At 71.5% G+C, this 16,484-nt stretch carries 17 protein-coding genes; 9 read left to right on the plus strand and 8 right to left on the minus strand.

Going from position 1 to position 16,484, the window contains the following annotated elements:
• Positions 1-23 precede the first annotated feature (23 nt).
• Together ispD and DEI81_RS09800 are read right to left on the minus strand one after the other, a co-directional pair.
• The gene (gene ispD / locus DEI81_RS09795) at positions 24-1,280 is read right to left on the minus strand and encodes a 2-C-methyl-D-erythritol 4-phosphate cytidylyltransferase (protein ID WP_258368616.1); all 1,257 of its coding nucleotides are present in this window, start codon (positions 1,278-1,280) and stop codon (positions 24-26) included.
• A 64-nt stretch (positions 1,281-1,344) separates the two neighbouring features.
• Positions 1,345-1,827: a CarD family transcriptional regulator gene (locus DEI81_RS09800; protein WP_111010518.1), complete on the minus strand. Its 483-nt coding sequence runs from the start codon at positions 1,825-1,827 to the stop codon at positions 1,345-1,347.
• Between the two features lie 259 nt (positions 1,828-2,086).
• Between DEI81_RS09800 and DEI81_RS09805 the strand changes: the two genes are divergently transcribed.
• Positions 2,087-2,605: a hypothetical protein gene (locus DEI81_RS09805; RefSeq protein WP_111010519.1), complete on the plus strand. Its 519-nt coding sequence runs from the start codon at positions 2,087-2,089 to the stop codon at positions 2,603-2,605.
• Between the two features lie 245 nt (positions 2,606-2,850).
• Here DEI81_RS09805 and DEI81_RS09810 read toward each other — a convergent pair whose 3' ends face one another.
• Both DEI81_RS09810 and DEI81_RS09815 read right to left on the minus strand, forming a co-directional pair.
• The gene (locus tag DEI81_RS09810; protein WP_111010520.1) at positions 2,851-3,531 is read right to left on the minus strand and encodes a response regulator transcription factor; all 681 of its coding nucleotides are present in this window, start codon (positions 3,529-3,531) and stop codon (positions 2,851-2,853) included.
• Entirely contained in the window at positions 3,528-4,691 is a 1,164-nt protein-coding gene (locus DEI81_RS09815; RefSeq protein ID WP_111010521.1) for a cell wall metabolism sensor histidine kinase WalK, read from the minus strand. The genes DEI81_RS09810 and DEI81_RS09815 overlap by 4 nt, the downstream gene beginning before the upstream one ends.
• Before the next feature lie 173 nt (positions 4,692-4,864).
• On the opposite strand from DEI81_RS09815, the gene phoU reads away from it, so the two are divergent.
• Both phoU and DEI81_RS09825 read left to right on the plus strand, forming a co-directional pair.
• Positions 4,865-5,521 (plus strand): phosphate signaling complex protein PhoU, encoded by a 657-nt coding sequence (gene phoU / locus DEI81_RS09820; RefSeq protein WP_111010556.1) that lies wholly within the window; start codon positions 4,865-4,867, stop codon positions 5,519-5,521.
• A gap of 48 nt (positions 5,522-5,569) precedes the next feature.
• Complete coding sequence (locus DEI81_RS09825; protein ID WP_220035663.1) at positions 5,570-6,112, plus strand: ATP-binding protein; 543 nt, start codon at positions 5,570-5,572, stop codon at positions 6,110-6,112.
• 96 nt (positions 6,113-6,208) lie between these two features.
• Here the strand turns inward: DEI81_RS09825 and DEI81_RS09830 are convergent, their stop codons facing one another.
• Positions 6,209-6,952 (minus strand): phosphoglyceromutase, encoded by a 744-nt coding sequence (locus tag DEI81_RS09830; protein ID WP_111010522.1) that lies wholly within the window; start codon positions 6,950-6,952, stop codon positions 6,209-6,211.
• A 67-nt stretch (positions 6,953-7,019) separates the two neighbouring features.
• Between DEI81_RS09830 and DEI81_RS09835 the strand changes: the two genes are divergently transcribed.
• The gene (locus tag DEI81_RS09835) at positions 7,020-7,793 is read left to right on the plus strand and encodes a class I SAM-dependent methyltransferase (RefSeq protein ID WP_111010523.1); all 774 of its coding nucleotides are present in this window, start codon (positions 7,020-7,022) and stop codon (positions 7,791-7,793) included.
• Between the two features lie 51 nt (positions 7,794-7,844).
• Here DEI81_RS09835 and DEI81_RS09840 read toward each other — a convergent pair whose 3' ends face one another.
• The 3 genes from DEI81_RS09840 to DEI81_RS09850 form a co-directional block, all read right to left on the minus strand.
• Positions 7,845-8,969, minus strand: a complete 1,125-nt coding sequence (locus DEI81_RS09840) for a folate-binding protein YgfZ (RefSeq protein ID WP_111010524.1) — start codon at positions 8,967-8,969, stop codon at positions 7,845-7,847.
• A gap of 2 nt (positions 8,970-8,971) precedes the next feature.
• Positions 8,972-9,568, minus strand: a complete 597-nt coding sequence (locus tag DEI81_RS09845; RefSeq protein WP_111010525.1) for an FABP family protein — start codon at positions 9,566-9,568, stop codon at positions 8,972-8,974.
• A gap of 247 nt (positions 9,569-9,815) precedes the next feature.
• On the minus strand, positions 9,816-10,091 hold the full coding sequence (locus tag DEI81_RS09850) for a hypothetical protein (RefSeq protein ID WP_111010526.1): 276 nt from the start codon (positions 10,089-10,091) through the stop codon (positions 9,816-9,818).
• A 139-nt stretch (positions 10,092-10,230) separates the two neighbouring features.
• On the opposite strand from DEI81_RS09850, the gene DEI81_RS09855 reads away from it, so the two are divergent.
• From DEI81_RS09855 to DEI81_RS09875, 5 genes are all read left to right on the plus strand, one after another.
• A complete protein-coding gene (locus DEI81_RS09855; protein WP_181434755.1) occupies positions 10,231-10,920 on the plus strand; it encodes a winged helix-turn-helix domain-containing protein in 690 nt (229 codons plus the stop codon).
• Positions 10,913-11,788, plus strand: a complete 876-nt coding sequence (mshD, locus tag DEI81_RS09860; RefSeq protein ID WP_111010528.1) for a mycothiol synthase — start codon at positions 10,913-10,915, stop codon at positions 11,786-11,788. The genes DEI81_RS09855 and mshD overlap by 8 nt, the downstream gene beginning before the upstream one ends.
• Positions 11,789-11,879: 91 nt before the next feature.
• Positions 11,880-14,045 carry an RNA degradosome polyphosphate kinase gene (locus DEI81_RS09865; RefSeq protein WP_111010529.1) on the plus strand — a complete coding sequence of 722 codons (2,166 nt, stop codon included), beginning with the start codon at positions 11,880-11,882 and terminating at the stop codon, positions 14,043-14,045.
• Positions 14,042-14,992: an NUDIX domain-containing protein gene (locus DEI81_RS09870; RefSeq protein ID WP_111010530.1), complete on the plus strand. Its 951-nt coding sequence runs from the start codon at positions 14,042-14,044 to the stop codon at positions 14,990-14,992. The genes DEI81_RS09865 and DEI81_RS09870 overlap by 4 nt, the downstream gene beginning before the upstream one ends.
• A 206-nt stretch (positions 14,993-15,198) precedes the next feature.
• Positions 15,199-16,320: a phosphate ABC transporter substrate-binding protein PstS gene (locus DEI81_RS09875; RefSeq protein ID WP_111010531.1), complete on the plus strand. Its 1,122-nt coding sequence runs from the start codon at positions 15,199-15,201 to the stop codon at positions 16,318-16,320.
• The last annotated feature ends 164 nt before the right edge of the window (positions 16,321-16,484 follow it).

A 16,484-nucleotide genomic window follows, 5' to 3' on the forward strand; every position in this document is an offset into this window, starting at 1 on the left:
ATGGGGTCGTCCGTCCGCGTGACTCAGTCGACGGCCGCCGTGTGGACGGTGTCGGCACCCGTCGCCCTGTGCACGAGCGCCGTGGCGATGGCGGCGAGCCCCTCGCCCCGGCCCGTGAACCCGAGGCCGTCGGTGGTCGTCCCGGACACCGCGACCGGCACACCGACGACCGCCGCGAGTGCGTCCTGCATCTCCTCGCGCCGGGCACCGATCCGCGGCCGGTTCCCGATGACCTGCACGCTGACGCTCGTCGGCACCCAACCGGCCTCGGCCAGGAGCGCCACCGCCCCCTGCAGGAACACGGTCCCCGACGCGCCGGCGTAGCGGGGATCATCGGTCCCGAACCGGCCGCCGATGTCCCCGAGCCCGGCGGCGGACAACAGGGCGTCGCACACCGCGTGCGCGACGGCGTCCCCATCGCTGTGGCCCGCGAGTCCGGGCTCATCCGGGAACGCGAGCAGCCCGACCCGGCACGGCACCGCGGCGTCGAACGCGTGGACGTCGACACCGAGCCCGACGCGTGTGGCGACCGGCACCCCGGCCGGGAGGCCCGGACCAGGCGAACCCGACGGCCACCGGTCCGCCCCGCGGTCGGCCACCACGGCCTCCGCGCGACGGAGGTCCCAGGCGGTCGTGATCTTGAAGGCGTCCGCGTCACCCGCCACCACGTGCACCACGCCGCCCGCGGCCTGGAACACCCCGGCGTCGTCGGTCTCGGAGCGGGAGGCGGACGCGTACGCGGCCCGGAGTGCGTCGAGCGGGAACCCCTGGGGCGTCTGCACACCGACCAGTGCGGCTCGGTCCACGGTCTCGACGACGACGGCGCTGTCATCGGGACCGAGGACGTCGACGCGCTTCACGGTGTCCGTCACCGGGAGCGCCGGGACGACCCCCGCGCCCGTGGTCCGCACGGCCTGGAACACCCGCTCGACCTGGTCGGCCGGGGTGAGGCACCGGGCGGCGTCGTGGACGAGCACCGAGGCGACGGAGTCCGGCAGGGCTGCCAGGCCGGCCTCGACGGACGCGTGGCGATCCGGGCCTCCCGGCACGACCGCCGTGTGGCCGACCGCCGGTCCGGCGACGTCGGCGACGAGGGCACGGCACTCGTCGAGCCGCTCGACGGGAGCGACGACCACGACGAACGTGGGCTCGGCGAGCGTGAACAGCGGTTCGAGCGCCCGCTCGAGCATCCGACGGCCGGCGACCGGCACGAACGCCTTCGGGACGCCGAACCCGAGCCGGGTCCCCGAACCCGCCGCGACCACGACGACCGCGCGCACGGCGACGGCGCCGACGTCATGGGACGTCGGCGCCGTCGTGGGTGACCGGTGGGTCACGGATGCGTCAGGAGGCGAGGACCTCGTCGAGGACGGTCGAGGCCTGGTCCTCGTCGGTCTTCTCGGCGAGGGCGAGCTCGGAGATCAGGATCTGACGGGCCTTGGCGAGCATGCGCTTCTCGCCGGCGGAGAGACCGCGGTCCTGGTCGCGGCGCCAGAGGTCGCGGACGACCTCGGAGACCTTGATGACGTCACCCGAGGCGAGCTTCTCGAGGTTCGCCTTGTACCGGCGCGACCAGTTCGTCGGCTCCTCGGTGAACGGGGCGCGCAGGACCTCGAACACGCGGTCCAGGCCCTCTTTGCCGATGACGTCACGGACACCGACGAGGTCGACGTTGTCCGCCGGCACCTCGATCGTCAGGTCACCCTGGGTGACACGCAGCTTGAGGTAGACCTTCTCCTCGCCCTTGATGATCCGCGTCTTGACTTCAGAGATGGTTGCCGCCCCGTGGTGGGGGTAGACGACGGTTTCGCCGACCTCGAATTGCATGTGTTGAGCTCCGTTCCGAGACCTTCAGTTTACCACAAGCATTTGTCGAGTAATGGGCGGCCGGTGGGGCTGCACGGGCAGTGCCCCCGCCCATCGCTAGGATGGGGCGGGTCGCCGTGGGCCCGCTGCGATCCGGTGTCGCGCGGGTCGCTGACAGCGGCCCCAGCCGCACCGCGCCAAGCTCGGATGCGTCCATGACGGCTGTCCCACCGGTCAAGCATCGTGACTCCTGGAGGAAAGTGTGAGAGCTCGGGTTCTCGTGTCCATCGCCGTGGCGGCGTCCATCGCCGTCGGGACCGCCGGCTGCGAGTTCCTCACCGAGGCCGGCACCACCAAGGGGTACAACGCGAGTGACGGCGTGAGCACCTCCGTCGGTGCCGTCGACGTGCGCAACGCCCTCCTCCTCACCAAGAACGGCAAGCGGGCACGGCTCGTCGCGTCGCTCGTGAACAACGCGGACAGCAAGCGCACCGTGACGATCGAGCCGAAGGACCACGCGGGGCAGTCCGTGACCGTCGTCATCCCGGGCAACTCCTCGGTGGACCTCGGCAGCACGAGCCCCACCGCGCAGGAGGTCGTGTTCCCGAAGCTCGACTCGAAGGCCGGCTCGCTGGCCCGCGTCTACTTCACCTACTCCGGCGCCTCGGGCAAGTCGATCTCGGTCCCCGTGCTGAACGGCGCGATGGAGGAGTACCGCACGCTCCTGCCCACCCCGCAGCAGTCGCAGACCCCCACCCTCACGCCGACGCCGACCTCGACGGCCACGCCGGTCGGCTGACGGTCCGACGTCCCGCAGCACCGACGGCGCCTCCGACCTCCGGGTCGGGGGCGCCGCGTCGTCCGCCCCGCCGAACGGGGATCGGATCGGACCGGCCGCCGCGGACGCAGCGCCGCGCAGGCAGCGCCGCGCACGCAGCGCTGCGCAGGCAGCGCCGCGCAGGCAGCGCCGGGCAGGCAGCGCCGCGCGCGGCCGGGAGGCGCGGGTCGGGCCCGCACCGTCCCTCCCGGCCGGCGACCGGCGGATCAGGCCTCGATGCGGTAGCCGAGCCCGCGCACGGTGACGAGCACCTCGGGCACGGACGGCGTCCGCTCGATCTTCGAGCGGATCCGCTTGATGTGCACGTCGAGGGTCTTCGTGTCCCCGAAGTAGTCGGACCCCCACACGCGGTCGATGAGCTGACCGCGGGTCAGGACGCGCCCGGCGTTCCGGAGGAGCAGCTCGAGGAGCTCGAACTCCTTGAGCGGCATCGGCGTCTCGGCGCCGTCCACGGTGACCGTGTGCCGCTCGACGTCCATCCGGATGGCGCCCACCTGCAGCACGCCGCTGTCCGCCTGGTCGTCGTCGACGCGGCGCCGGAGCACCGCGCGGATCCGGGCCAGGAGCTCGCGGGTCGAGTACGGCTTCGTGACGTAGTCGTCCGCACCGAGCTCGAGGCCCACGACGACGTCCACCTCGGAGTCCTTCGCCGTGAGCATGATGATCGGCACGTTCGACCGCGTCCGGATCTGTCGGCAGACCTCGGTGCCGGGCAGCCCCGGGAGCATGAGGTCGAGGAGCACGAGGTCCGGCGTCACGGCGTCGAACTGCGCGAGTGCGGCGACGCCGTCGGCGGCCACGGTGGTCTCGTAGCCCTCGCGCTGCAGCAGGAAGCTCAGGGGGTCGCTCAGGGCGGGTTCGTCGTCGACGATGAGGATGTGGGTCACGATTGCTGCTCTTCCAGGTGCTCTTCGAGGGCTGATGTGAGTTCGGGGTCGGCTTCCGGGATCCGGATGGTGAACGTCGATCCGCGGCCGGGCTGGGACCAGACGCGGACGTCGCCGCCGTGGTTCGCGACGATGTGCTTGACGATCGCGAGTCCGAGGCCGGTGCCGCCGGTCGCCCGGGACCGCGCAGGATCGACCCGGTAGAACCGCTCGAACACGCGGTCCAGGTCGACCTCCGGGATCCCGACCCCCTGGTCGGTGACGGTGATCTCGACGAAGCCGTCCGCCCGCCGCACGCCGAGTCCGACGCGGGTGTGGTCCGGTGAGTACTTGACCGCGTTCGCGACGAGGTTCGAGATCGCGACCTGGAGCAGCGCCGCGTCACCCATGACCCGGAGCTTCGACTTCTTGGCGCGGACGATCTGGATGTCGCGGCTCGCGGCGACGACCGAGTTCGCGTCGATCGCCGCCTGCACGATGCCGTCCACGGCGACCTCCTCGCTCGTCTGGACGACGTCGAGCGACTGCAGCCGGGACAGCTCGATGATGTCCTTCGTCAGTGCGCCGAGCCGCTCGGACTCGGTCACGAGCTGGGCGGCGAACCGACGGACGTGCTCCGGGTCGTCCGCCGCCGCGACGAGGGTCTCGGCGAGCAGGCCGATCGCACCGATCGGGGTCTTGAGCTCGTGGGAGATGTTCGCGACGAAGTCACGACGGACCTCGTCGATCCGTCGACTCTCGGTGAGGTCGTCGGCGGTGAGCAGCACGTACCGGTTCCCGAGCAACGCCGCCCGGAACCCGAGGTACCCGATCGCGTCGCGGCTCCCCCGGGTCAGCTCGAGGTCCTCCGTCGCGTTCTCGCCACTGCGGCGCACCCGGTCCACGAGGTCGACGAGCTCGTCGTGCACGAGCCGCCGCCGCACGACGAGGCCCACGACGAGCGCCTGCGGCGAGGCCGCGACCACCGTGTTCGACGGGTCGACGACCACCGCGGGGTTGTGCATCGTCGCGATCACCGCCGCGACGCCGTCCGGCAGGTGCCGTTCGGCGACGTCGGCCGCCCGGGCGGTCCGCTCCGCCGCGATCACCAACACCACGACGCCCGCACCGAACACACCGCCGAGGAGCATCGACAGTGGCACGAGCCACGCGTTGTCCATGGACGCCAGTGTAAGGACGGACGCGCACCCCTCCAGCCCCGGTCCACGGAGGACCGGGGGTGCCGCGACGACCGTTCAGTCGGCCGTCACCGTCCGTTCACCTGGACGGCCGACACTGTTCGGGCATCCGCCGACGATGCACCAGGTGAGATGTGCCGACGGAAGGGCTCATGATGCGCGAAGTGTTCCAGCAGGAGCTCCAGGACGTCCAGGAGCGGCTCGCCGAGATCGCCGCGCTCGTGGCGACCGCGATCGACCGCGCGACCACGGCGTTCAACGACTCGGACGTCGCGCTCGCCGAGCAGGTGATCGCCGACGACGCGAAGATCGACCACGCCGCCCAGTCGCTCGACGAGCTCGCGATCGACATCCTGGCCCGCCAGGCCCCCGTCGCCCGCGACCTCCGGACCGTCGTCAGTGCGCTCCGCATCAGCGCATCGCTCGAGCGCATGGGCGACATGGCCGAGCACATCGCGCAGCTCGCCCGCTACCGCTTCCCGGAGAAGGTCGTCCCGAAGAGCCTCCGCTCCACGTTCCGCGACATGGGCGCCCTCGACGTCGCGATGGCCGACAAGCTCGCGCGGCTGCTCCTGACCGAGGACGTCACCCTCGCCGAGGAGATCCGTGACGAGGACGACCGGGTCGACGAGCTGCACGCCAGCGTGTTCGACGCCGTGCTCGGGGAGACCTGGAAGGGCGCGACGATCGACACCGTCGACGCGACCCTCGCCAGCCGATACCACGAGCGCTTCGCCGACCACGCCGTGTCCATCGCCAAGAAGGTGCAGTACCTGGCGACCGGCGACTGGGTGGGCGCGGCGGCCGAGTAGCCGGACCCGCCGGGCCGAAGGCCGACCCGGCTCTGCGAGGATGGTCGTATGGCTGCCGTCGCGATCCTCGTCAACGGACTCCCGGGATCGGGTAAGACCACGCTCGCGGCCGGCCTGGCCGAGGTGCTCGGATGCCCGCTCCTGTCGAAGGACGCCGTCAAGGAACCGCTCGCAGACATCGCGGGCCCGATGATCACGTCGCGTGCACTGGGCGGCGTCGCGATGGACACGGTTTGGGGCATGGCCGCGGCGGTCGAAGCCGGCGTCGTGCTCGACGCGGTGTGGCTCCCGACGCGTGATCGGGAGCACCTCGTGACGGGGCTGGCGCGCGCCGGGTCCCCGCGGTTCGTCGAGGTCTGGTGCGACGTCGACCGGACGGTCGCCGAGGAACGCCTGCGCGACCGGTACGACCCCGGCTCGCCCCTGCGGCACCCCACGCACGGCGATCTGGAGGACCTGCTCGCCTTCTGGGACGAGCACGCGGCCGCCGCGGGGCCGGTCGGGCTCGGGCCCGTCGTGCGGGTCGACACCGGCGCGGCCCTCGACGTCGCGCAACTGGTGCTGGAGATCAGCCGGCACTTCGGCGCCTGAAGAGGGCGCCGAGATCGCACAACGCGCCGCTCACCTCTGGAGGTGAGTGGCGTGTTGTGCGATCTCGGCGGGGAGGGGGAAGGCCGGGAGCTGCCCCTACTTCTTGCCCTGAGCGGCGACCGCGGCGGCACCCGCGGCGGCGGCGTCCGGGTCGAGGTACCGGCCGGGACCGGTCGGACGCTGCTCGTCGTCGAGCTCGTACACCAGGGGGATGCCCGTCGGGATGTTGAGGCCGGCGATGTCGGTGTCCGAGATGCCGTCGAGGTGCTTGACGAGCGCCCGGAGCGAGTTGCCGTGTGCGGTGACGAGCACCGTGCGACCCGCCGCGAGGTCGGGCACGATGTCCGACTGCCAGTACGGCAGCAGGCGGTCGATCACGAGCGCGAGCGACTCCGTCCGCGGCAGGTCGTCGCCGAGGTCCGCGTACCGCCGGTCGTGGGCCTGGGACCACTCGGCGTCGTCGGCGATGGGGGGCGGCGGGACGTCGAACGACCGACGCCACTCCATGAACTGCTCCTCGCCGTACTGCTCGAGCGTCTGCGCCTTGTCCTTGCCCTGCAGGTCGCCGTAGTGCCGCTCGTTGAGACGCCAGTTCCGCTTGACCGGCAGCCACGCGAGGTCGGCTTCGAGCAGGGCGATGTCCGCCGTCTGGATCGCCCGCGTGAGCACCGAGGTGTAGAGGACGTCGGGCACGATCCCCGACTCGGCGATGAGCTGCCCCGCACGCTTCGCCTCCTGCTCGCCGAGCTCACTGAGCCGCACGTCGACCCAACCGGTGAAGAGGTTCTTCTGGTTCCAGTCGCTGTTGCCGTGCCGCAGGAGGACGAGTGTCGAGGTCATGCCCGGAGTCTACCGAGCGGCCCGGAGGCTCGATCGGACGAGCCCACCCTGGCCCTACCCTGGGTGGATGCCGATCGGGAACGTCACGCGCGGCACCACCGGCACGAACCGGTTGCGGCGCGTGGACCGGTGGATCGCCGCACTCCCGGTGCTGCGCCGCACGGACGATCCGCTCGTGGCCGACCTCGGCTACGGGGCGAGCCCGACGACGACGCTCGAACTCCGGGACCGCCTGGCGCGGGTCCGGCCCGACGTCGAGGTCACCGGGATCGAGATCGAGCCCGAGCGGGTCCGGGTCGCCCGGCTCGCCGAACGTGACGGAGTGACGTTCCGGCTCGGCGGGTTCGAGACACCCACGCCCCAGGGTCGTCGCCCCGCCGTCATCCGCGCGTTCAACGTGCTCCGCCAGTACGCCGAGGACGAGGTCCCGGCCGCCTGGGCGCTCATGACCGACCGACTCCAGCCTGACGGGGTCCTGGTCGAGGGCACGTGCAACGAGGTCGGCCGCGTCGCGAGCTGGATCGACGTCACGCGGGGCGGCCCGCAGACCCTCACGGTGTCGCTCCGCCTGGCCGGACTCGAGGCCCCCTCGATCGTGGCCGAACGGCTGCCGAAGGCACTCATCCACCGGAACGTGCCCGGGGAGCGCGTGCACGACTACCTGCGGGACCTCGACCACGCGTGGGCGGTCGCCGCGCCGCTCGGGACCTACGGGCCCCGCCAGCGGTGGATCGCCACCGTCCGGGCGATGCGCGACCGGGGCTGGCCGGTCCTCCACGGCGTCACCCGATGGCGCCTCGGCGAGGTGACCGTGCCGTGGTCAGCGGTCGCGCCGGCGTGAGCGCGGCCGGATCAGCGCGCCGCCGCCGGACCGACGTCGGCGGCACAGGGGTCAGGAGGTCGGGCGACGGACCGCGCCGAGGCGCGGCATCCGGGGCACGTCCGCCGTCGCCCCCGCGCTCGGCGGGACGATCACCTGCTGCGCGGCCGTGACCACGGTGTCCTCGGCGTCCGTGACGAGGACCGCGGTCGGGTCGACCGTGCGCTTGACCACCGCGAGCGCGATCGGACCGAGCTCGTGGTGCGTCGCCACCGCGGTGACCCTGCCGACCTCGGCGTCGTCGGACTGCGCCCGGACCACGGCGCCCGGCGTGGGCAGGACCCCCTGGGAGCCGTCGAGGTGCAGGAGCACGAGGCGGCGCGGCGGATGCCCGAGGTTGTGCACCTTCGCGACGGTCTCCTGCCCGCGGTAGCACCCCTTGTCGAGGTGGACGGCGGAACGCATCCAGTCGAGCTCGTGCGGGATCGTGCGCTCGTCGGCGTCCGCGAGACGCGGGCGCCACGCTGCGATGCGCAGGGCCTCCAGGGCGAGCGTGCCCGCGACGGGCACGTCGGACGCGGCGAGCGCGGCGGCGTCCGCGGGCGTGAGCACGGCGAGACGGAGCGACCAGTCCCGGCCCGGGTGGTCGGACGGGTCGGCGTAGCTCCAGCCACCGACGGCGATCGCGGCCCAGGGGTCCGTCCAGGTGACGACGGGGGCGAACGCGGCCAGGGGCGCGTCCGCGAAGGCGCCGACGACCCGGTGCTCGGCCGACCGGTCGGCCACGTCGACGCGGAGCATGAACCGCATCGACGTCAGCCACGCCGCGAGTGGTGCGGCGTCGCCGGGGTCGGTCACGAGCCAGGTGGTCGTGCCGTCGTCGACGACGCGCGCCGCGTGCTCGAGTCGTCCGGAGGCATCGAGCACGAGGGTCTCGGTCGGGACGCCCGGAGCGAGGCCGAGCAACAGCTGCGTCGTCATCGAGTTGAGCCACGACAGCCGGTCCGGGCCGGTCACCGTGACGACGCCGTACGTGCCGAGGTCGACCACGGCGCGGCCCCGCTCGAGCAGACGCTGTTCGCCGAGCGGGTTGCCGTAGTGCGCCGCGACACCCGCGCCGTCGGCGACGTACCCGTCCCGCGTCGCGAAGGGGGTGCCCTCCCGGTCCGGCGAGGTGGTGCCGTCGGCGTTCGACATGGTCACTCGACCCGGGCGAGCTGCCCGGAGGCGTGCGAGGTGAGTTCCTGCCCGAGCGCCGCGATGTCCCACGCCCAGAACAGCTTGCCCTCGACGAGGCCGTACATGCGCGTCGCCGCGGAGTACTCCTTGGCGTTCGAGGAGCGCATCACGGCATCGGTCGACAGATCGATCCGGGGCCCGTGGATGCGCCCGACGTAGAGCTCGTTGACGCCGGTCGGGTGGATGATCGAGGCCTCGATGTCGAAGCCGTCGTCGTTGTTGCGGAGCGCCTCGACGCTCCGGGCCGTGGTGAACGGCATTGCGCCTTCGCCGAGGAGCATGGCGGGACCGCGGTCCCCCGGCTCGGACGGACGGTCGAGCCGCCAGTACCCCATCTCGGCGGTGAGTGGCGTCTGCCGTTCGTCGAGGAGCCAGGCGGACGACGAGTAGTTGAGGTAGGGCAGGCCGTCGTGGCTGAAGCTGACCCGCTGGCCGAACTCGTGCTCACGGACGTCGTCGCCCACGGGGTAGTGCACGACGCCCGTGCCTTCCCACACACCGATGAGCCAGGACAGTGGGACGAGCTCGGCCGGGAGGTTCGATGGGATGTCGATCATCGGGTCAGCGCTGACCCTTGAAGAGCTTGACGAGCACGACGACCGATGTGAACGCGATGGCGAGCGACGCGAGCCCGAGGAGACCCACGTAGAAGAGCTCGAGCGGGAGCAGCGAATCCATGCCCGGAGTCTACGCGGCGGCCCTGACGCTCCCGCGTCCGGCGCGGACGGCGAGCCGCAGGCCGGGCGATCCGTCAGGCCGTCGGCCCCGTCCGGCCGGTGGCGCCCGTGCTGCCCGTCGCGCCCGTCACGCTCGGACGAGCAGCAGGACGGTCCCGACGAGCACCACGACGAACGCCCCGGACGACGCCGCACTGATGCGGAGCACGAGTCCGTCCTTGGTCTGGGTCGCGAGCTGGAGCACGAAGCCGACGAGCACGCTGCCCACGAGCACGAGGAGCATCCAGGCGAAGGGGTCCTCGTGCGCGAGCAGCAGGACGAGGACGGCCCCGACCACGGCGAGCACCCACACCGGGACGACCGACAGGGTGGTCATGCGGCTCGTCCGTGTCGTGTCGCTCATCGTCACATCATCGCACCGGTGCGGGGCGTGCGGCCGGTGCCGGGACCGGGACCGGGACCGGGAGCGGGACCGGGCGCAGGGTCCGTCCGGGGGCGTCACTAGGATGTGGGGGACCGCCCCGACCCGTCCTGGAGGTTCCGTGGCCCAGCTGCTGGTGCTCACCTCGACCGCGCCCGGTGAGGTGCTGCCCGCGCTCGGTCTCCTGAGCCACCGCATCCGACATGTCCCGGCCGAGGCCTCGCAGCTGGTCAACGCGCCGTCGAGCGACCTCATGTTCGTCGACGCCCGGACGGACCTCGTGAGCGCGAAGTCCCTCTGCAAGATCCTCTCGACCACCGGATCGACCACGCCGGTCGTGCTCGTCGTGACCGAGGGTGGACTCACCGCGGTGAACAGCGAGTGGAGCATCGACGACGTCGTGCTCGAGACCGCCGGCCCGGCCGAGGTCGACGCCCGCATCCGCCTCGTCGTGGGTCGGGCCTCCCAGGCGCAGTCCGGGTCGAAGATCCAGGCGTCGGGCGTCGTCATCGACGAGGCGAGCTACTCGGCCAAGGTGCGCGGCCGGCCGCTCGACCTCACCTTCAAGGAGTTCGAGCTCCTCCGCTTCTTCGCGACCCACCCCTCACGGGTGTTCACGCGCGAGCAGCTGCTCAGCGAGGTCTGGGGCTACGACTACTTCGGCGGCACGCGCACGGTCGACGTCCACGTCCGGCGCCTGCGCGCGAAGCTCGGGGACCTCGAGTCGCTCATCGGCACGGTCCGCAACGTCGGCTACCGCTTCAACGTGTACGACGACGACGCCGACCGGTTGGCCGGCGACGGTGTCTGACACCGCAGCGGGTGACCTCGTCCGGGCGCTCGCGGCCGAGGCCGCCGCCCACGGCGAGGCACCGCCGTTCTCCGACCAGACCCTCGTCGACGTCCGCGCCGGACGCGCCCGCGTCCTCAGCGACGACGACGGCCGCGGGGTCGCGGTGCTGCGCGACGGCGAACTCGAACTCGCGGTCGGCCGGGAGGCCCGGGGCCGCGGCATCGGGACCGCGCTCGTCGACCGTGCGCTCGCGGTCCGACCGGCTCCGTCGCTCGCATGGGCCCACGGCGACGCACCGGCGGCGCAGGCCCTCGCGGCCCGGGCCGGGTGGCACCCCGTCCGCCGGCTGCTCCAGCTGCGCGCCCCACTCACGGAGGGAAGCGCAGGGGCCGGGACCGCACCGGCGGGCGGAGGCGAGGTCCGCGTCGCGGCCGACCCGGGCCTCCCGGCCGACCAGCACGTCGACGCGTTCCGTCCGGGCATCGACGAGGACGCCTGGCTCGACCTCAACGCCGCCGCGTTCGCGCACCACCCGGAGCAGGGCCGGATGACGCTCGACGACCTCCGCGACCGCGAGCGCGAGCCGTGGTTCGACGGTGCCGACCTGCTCCTCCTCCGACGCGGAGACGACCCCCGGCTCGCCGGCTCCTGCTGGCTCAAGGTCGAGGACGGCATCGGTGAGTTCTACGCCGTGGCCGTGCGCCCGGACCTGCAGGGGCAGGGGATCGGCGGCGTGCTCATGCGCGCGGGGATGGCGCGTCTGCGCGGGCGGGGACTCACCGCGGCGGCGCTCTACGTCGAGGGCGACAACGTCCCGGCGCTCGCGCTCTACCGTCGCGCCGGGTTCACCGAGCACGCGGTGGACGTGCAGTACGCGGCGCCCTGACCGACGCCTCCACGTCGTCCGTTCACCCTGGGTTCTCCACGAGGTCGTCCTACCACCACCGCGTGGGGGACCCGGATGGCAGGATGAGTCCATGGAAACCGAGCCGCAGCTGGACGGCGAATCCGTCACCCCGGATCTCGACGACTTCGACGAGATCGTCCGCGTCGAGCACGAGTCGTTGCCGACGGATCGGTACTTCGACCGCGAGCTCAGCTGGCTCCGGTTCAACCAGCGCGTGCTCGAACTCGGCGAGGACCGCGCGGTTCCCCTGCTCGAGCGTGCGAACTTCCTCGCGATCTTCGCCTCGAACCTCGACGAGTTCTTCATGGTGCGCATCGCGGGGCTCAAGCGCCGCATCGACACCGGCATCGCCGTGCCGACGAACGTGGGCCGCGCCCCGCTCGACGTGCTCGCCGACATCGCCCGCGACGCCCACGAGCTCCAGGACCGCCACGCGCACGCCTTCCGCGACTCGCTCAAGCCCGACCTCGACGCCGCGGGGATCCACGTCGAGAACTGGTCGGACCTGGCCGAGGCCGACCGCGTCCGGATGGACGAGTACTTCACCGACCAGATCTTCCCGGTGCTCATGCCCCTGGCGGTCGACCCGGCCCACCCGTTCCCCTACATCTCGGGGCTCTCCCTCAACCTCGCGGTGCGGGTCCGGAACCCCAAGACGGAGCGACAGGAGTTCGCCCGGCTCAAGGTGCCGCAGAACTTCCCGCGCTTCGTGCAGCTCCCGGACGACGGGTCGGGGCGGCTGCGCTTCATCCCGCTCGAGGACCTCATCGCGAACCACCTGGACGACCTGTTCCCCGGCATGCAGGTGGTCGAGCACCACGTGTTCCGCGTCACCCGCAACGAGGACGTCGAGATCGAGGAGGACGAGGCCGAGAACCTCCTGCAGGCGCTCGAGCGCGAGCTGCTCCGACGCCGGTTCGGGCCGCCGATCCGCCTCGAGATCACCGAGGACATGGACCCGGTGACCCTCGACCTGCTCATCCGCGAGCTCGACGTCACCGAGCAAGAGGTCTTCCGTCTGCCGTCGCCGCTGGACCTCGGCGGACTGTTCGAGATCGCCAAGATCAACCGCCCGGAGTTGCACTACCCGCGGCACGTGCCCACCACGGCGGTGCAGCTGCAGCCCGACGAGCCGAACATGAAGCCCGACCTGTTCCGTGCGATCGGACGCGAAGACGTCCTCGTCCACCACCCGTACGAGTCCTTCTCCACGAGCGTGCAGGCGTTCCTGCAGCAGGCCGCCGCCGATCCGAACGTCCTGGCCATCAAGCAGACGCTTTACCGGACGTCGGGTGACAGCCCCATCGTCGAGGCCCTGATCGACGCCGCGGAGGCCGGCAAGCAGGTGCTCGCACTCGTCGAGATCAAGGCCCGGTTCGACGAGCAGAACAACATCGGCTGGGCGCGCAAGCTCGAGCGTGCCGGGGTGCACGTCGTCTACGGACTCGTCGGGCTCAAGACGCACTGCAAGATCGCCCTGGTGATCCGCCAGGAGAAGAACGGACTGCGGCACTACACGCACATCGGCACGGGCAACTACAACCCGAAGACGAGCCGTATCTACGAGGACATGGGGCTGTTCACCACCGACGATCAGGTCGGCAAGGACGTCACCCGCCTGTTCAACGAGCTGTCCGGCTACGCGATCGAGAAGAAGTTCAAGCGGCTGCTCGTCGCCCCGCTCCACCTCCGCAAGGGCCTGCTCAAGCGGATCCACACCGAGACGGTGAACGCGCTCGCGGGCAAGCCCTCGGGCATCCGGATCAAGGTGAACTCGATGGTCGACGAGGAGATCATCGACGCCCTGTACCTCGCCAGCCAGGCGGGTGTCCCGATCGACATCTGGGTCCGTGGCATCTGCTCGCTCAAGCCCGCGATGGAGGGCTACAGCGAGACCATCCGCGTGCGCTCCATCGTCGGCCGGTACCTCGAGCACTCGCGGGTCTTCTCGTTCCACAACGACGGCGACCCGGCGGTCTACATCGGCAGTGCCGACATGATGCACCGCAACCTCGACCGCCGCGTCGAGGCCCTCGTCCGACTCACCGCGCCGCGGCACATCGACGAGATGGAGCGGCTGTTCGACCTCGCGATGGCCGACACCACGAGCTCGTGGCACCTCGAGTCCGACGGCGAGTGGACCCGGCACGCGGTGGACGACGACGGCGAACCCCTACTCGACCTGCAGGACAGCCTGATGCGCCAGATCTCAGCGCGGAAGCGTTCCTCCCGATGAGCCAGACGACACCCGACGGCCTCGTGGTCGCCGCCGGTGCCGTGTGCTGGCGACGGCACGAGAGCGGCCCCCAGGTGCTCCTGATCCACCGCGAGCACCACAAGGACGTCTCGTTCCCCAAGGGCAAGGTGGACCCGGGCGAGTCGGTGCCGCATGCAGCGGTCCGCGAGATCCGTGAGGAGACGGGCTACCGCGTGCACCTCGGCGCCCCGATCGGCACGGCCGAGTACGTGCTCCCGAACGGCCGCGACAAGGTCGTCCACTACTGGGTGGCTCAGGTCAAGGACACCGAGATCGAGCGGGCCGGGGCCTTCCACCCGAACGACGAGGTCGCTGCGCTCGAGTGGGTGGACATCGACGCCGCACGGTCGATGCTCACGTACGAGCGCGACATCGCCATCCTCGACCGCTTCGCCGAACGGGCCGCCGTGGGCCAGCACCGGACGTTCGCGATGATCGCCCTCCGGCACGGCAAGACCACGCCGCGGCACCAGTGGAGCGGACCCGACGCCACCCGGCCACTCCTGCCGGTCGGGCGGACGCAGGCCAAGCAGGTCGCGCCGGCGATCGCCGCCTTCGGCCCGCGGAAGATCGTGAGCAGCACGGCCGCGCGATGCCTGGCGACGGTCGAGCCGCTCTCGGCGCAGACGAAGATCGGCGTCACGAGCACCGCCGACATCAGCCAGGACGCCCACGAGCACGGCAAGAGCGACGTGCCGGGGGTCGTGCGCAAGCGGCTCCGGAAGGGACGCACCACCGTGCTCTGCTCGCACGGCCCGGTGCTCCCCGACATCATCGCGCACATCGCCGCTGCGACCTCGGGCGAGGACTCGCGCTTCGACCTGCACCGGGCCGCGATGCTCTCGACCGGGGACTTCGCGGTGCTGCACATCGCCGACGACGAGCTCATCGCCGTCGAGACCCACTCGTCCGGCGTCCACGACTGACGCGCCTGCGGTGCCGGAGCGGGCACACACGGATCCACGTATAGCGCGCTCGGCACTGCGCCGCACGATCCCGCGATCCCGTTCCCCGCTCGTTCACCCGTCGTTCACCGAGCGGCGTCGTCCCCGTCACTTCCCTTCCTTACTGTCACTCGCAGGTCGGCCACCCACCGGCCGCCCCTGCACCTGACATCCCCGAAGGGACCCCTGTGAACATCAAGCGAATCGGTTCGGTCGCGGCCATCGCGATCGCCGGCGCGATCGTGCTCTCCTCCTGCGCGGCGAACGAGGGCAGCGGCAGCGGCAGCTCCGCCAGCGCCTCGTCCTCCGCCTCGACGGGCGCGGACCTCTCCAGCCTCTCCGGCACCCTGAACGGCATCGGCTCGAGCGCGCAGGGGACCGCCGAGACGACCTGGATCTCGGGCTTCCAGTCGAAGGCGTCCGGCGTGACGGTCAACTACAACCCGCAGGGCTCCGGCGCGGGCCGCTCGAGCTTCATCTCGGGTGCCGCCGACTTCGCCGGCTCCGACGCAGCACTCGCCGACACCGAGCTGTCGGGCGACTTCAAGGAGTGCAAGACCGGCACCAAGGGCATCGACCTGCCGATCTACATCTCGCCGATCGCCATCGCCTACAAGGTCGACGGCGTCAAGAACCTCACGCTCGACGCCGAGACCGTCGCCGGCATCTTCAAGGGCACGATCACCAAGTGGAACGACCCGGCGATCGCCAAGCTCAACAAGAGCGCGTCGCTGCCGTCCGCCTCGATCAACGTGATCCACCGCTCGGACGACTCGGGCACGACGCAGAACTTCACCGAGTACCTCTCGGCGAACGCGTCGGACGTCTGGAACGCCGCCCCGAGCCAGACCTACCCGTACAAGGTCGGTGACGGCGCGCAGGGCACCTCGGGTGTCGCGAGCGCCATGGGTGGTGCGTCGAACTCGATCACCTACATCGACGACTCCGGCGCCGGCAGCCTCTCGAAGGCCAAGCTCATGGTCGGCGGCACCGCCACCAAGATCAGCGCCGACGGCGCCGCCAAGGTCGTCGCGGACTCCGACGTCGTGTCGGGCCGCGCGAAGAACGACCTGGCGATCGACATCAACCGCAAGGACACCGCGAAGGGCGCCTGGCCGCTCGTGCTCGTCTCGTACGCCATCGCGTGCCAGCAGTACAGCGACAGCAGCAAGGCCGACCTCGTCAAGGCGTACCTGAACTACGTCGCCTCGTCGGACGCCCAGCAGGCCGCCGCGCAGCAGGCCGGCTCTGCCCCGCTGTCCTCGGACCTCGCGAGCAAGGTCCAGAAGGCCGTCGCCACCATCAAGTGACACCGTGTCAGCCCAGACGCCCGGTCACCACCCATCCGACCGGACGTCTGGGCCGGACCCGTTCACGGGCCTGACCGCGAGCGGCTCCGACCGGCGCGCGGTCCACCCGACCCGCACCGTTCCTCCCGGCCCCCAGCCACCGCAGCCACCGAGCACACCCCACC

Origin of the sequence: Curtobacterium sp. MCBD17_013, assembly GCF_003234565.1 — a bacterium.
In the GTDB taxonomy this organism is placed as follows: Bacteria; Actinomycetota; Actinomycetes; order Actinomycetales; family Microbacteriaceae; genus Curtobacterium.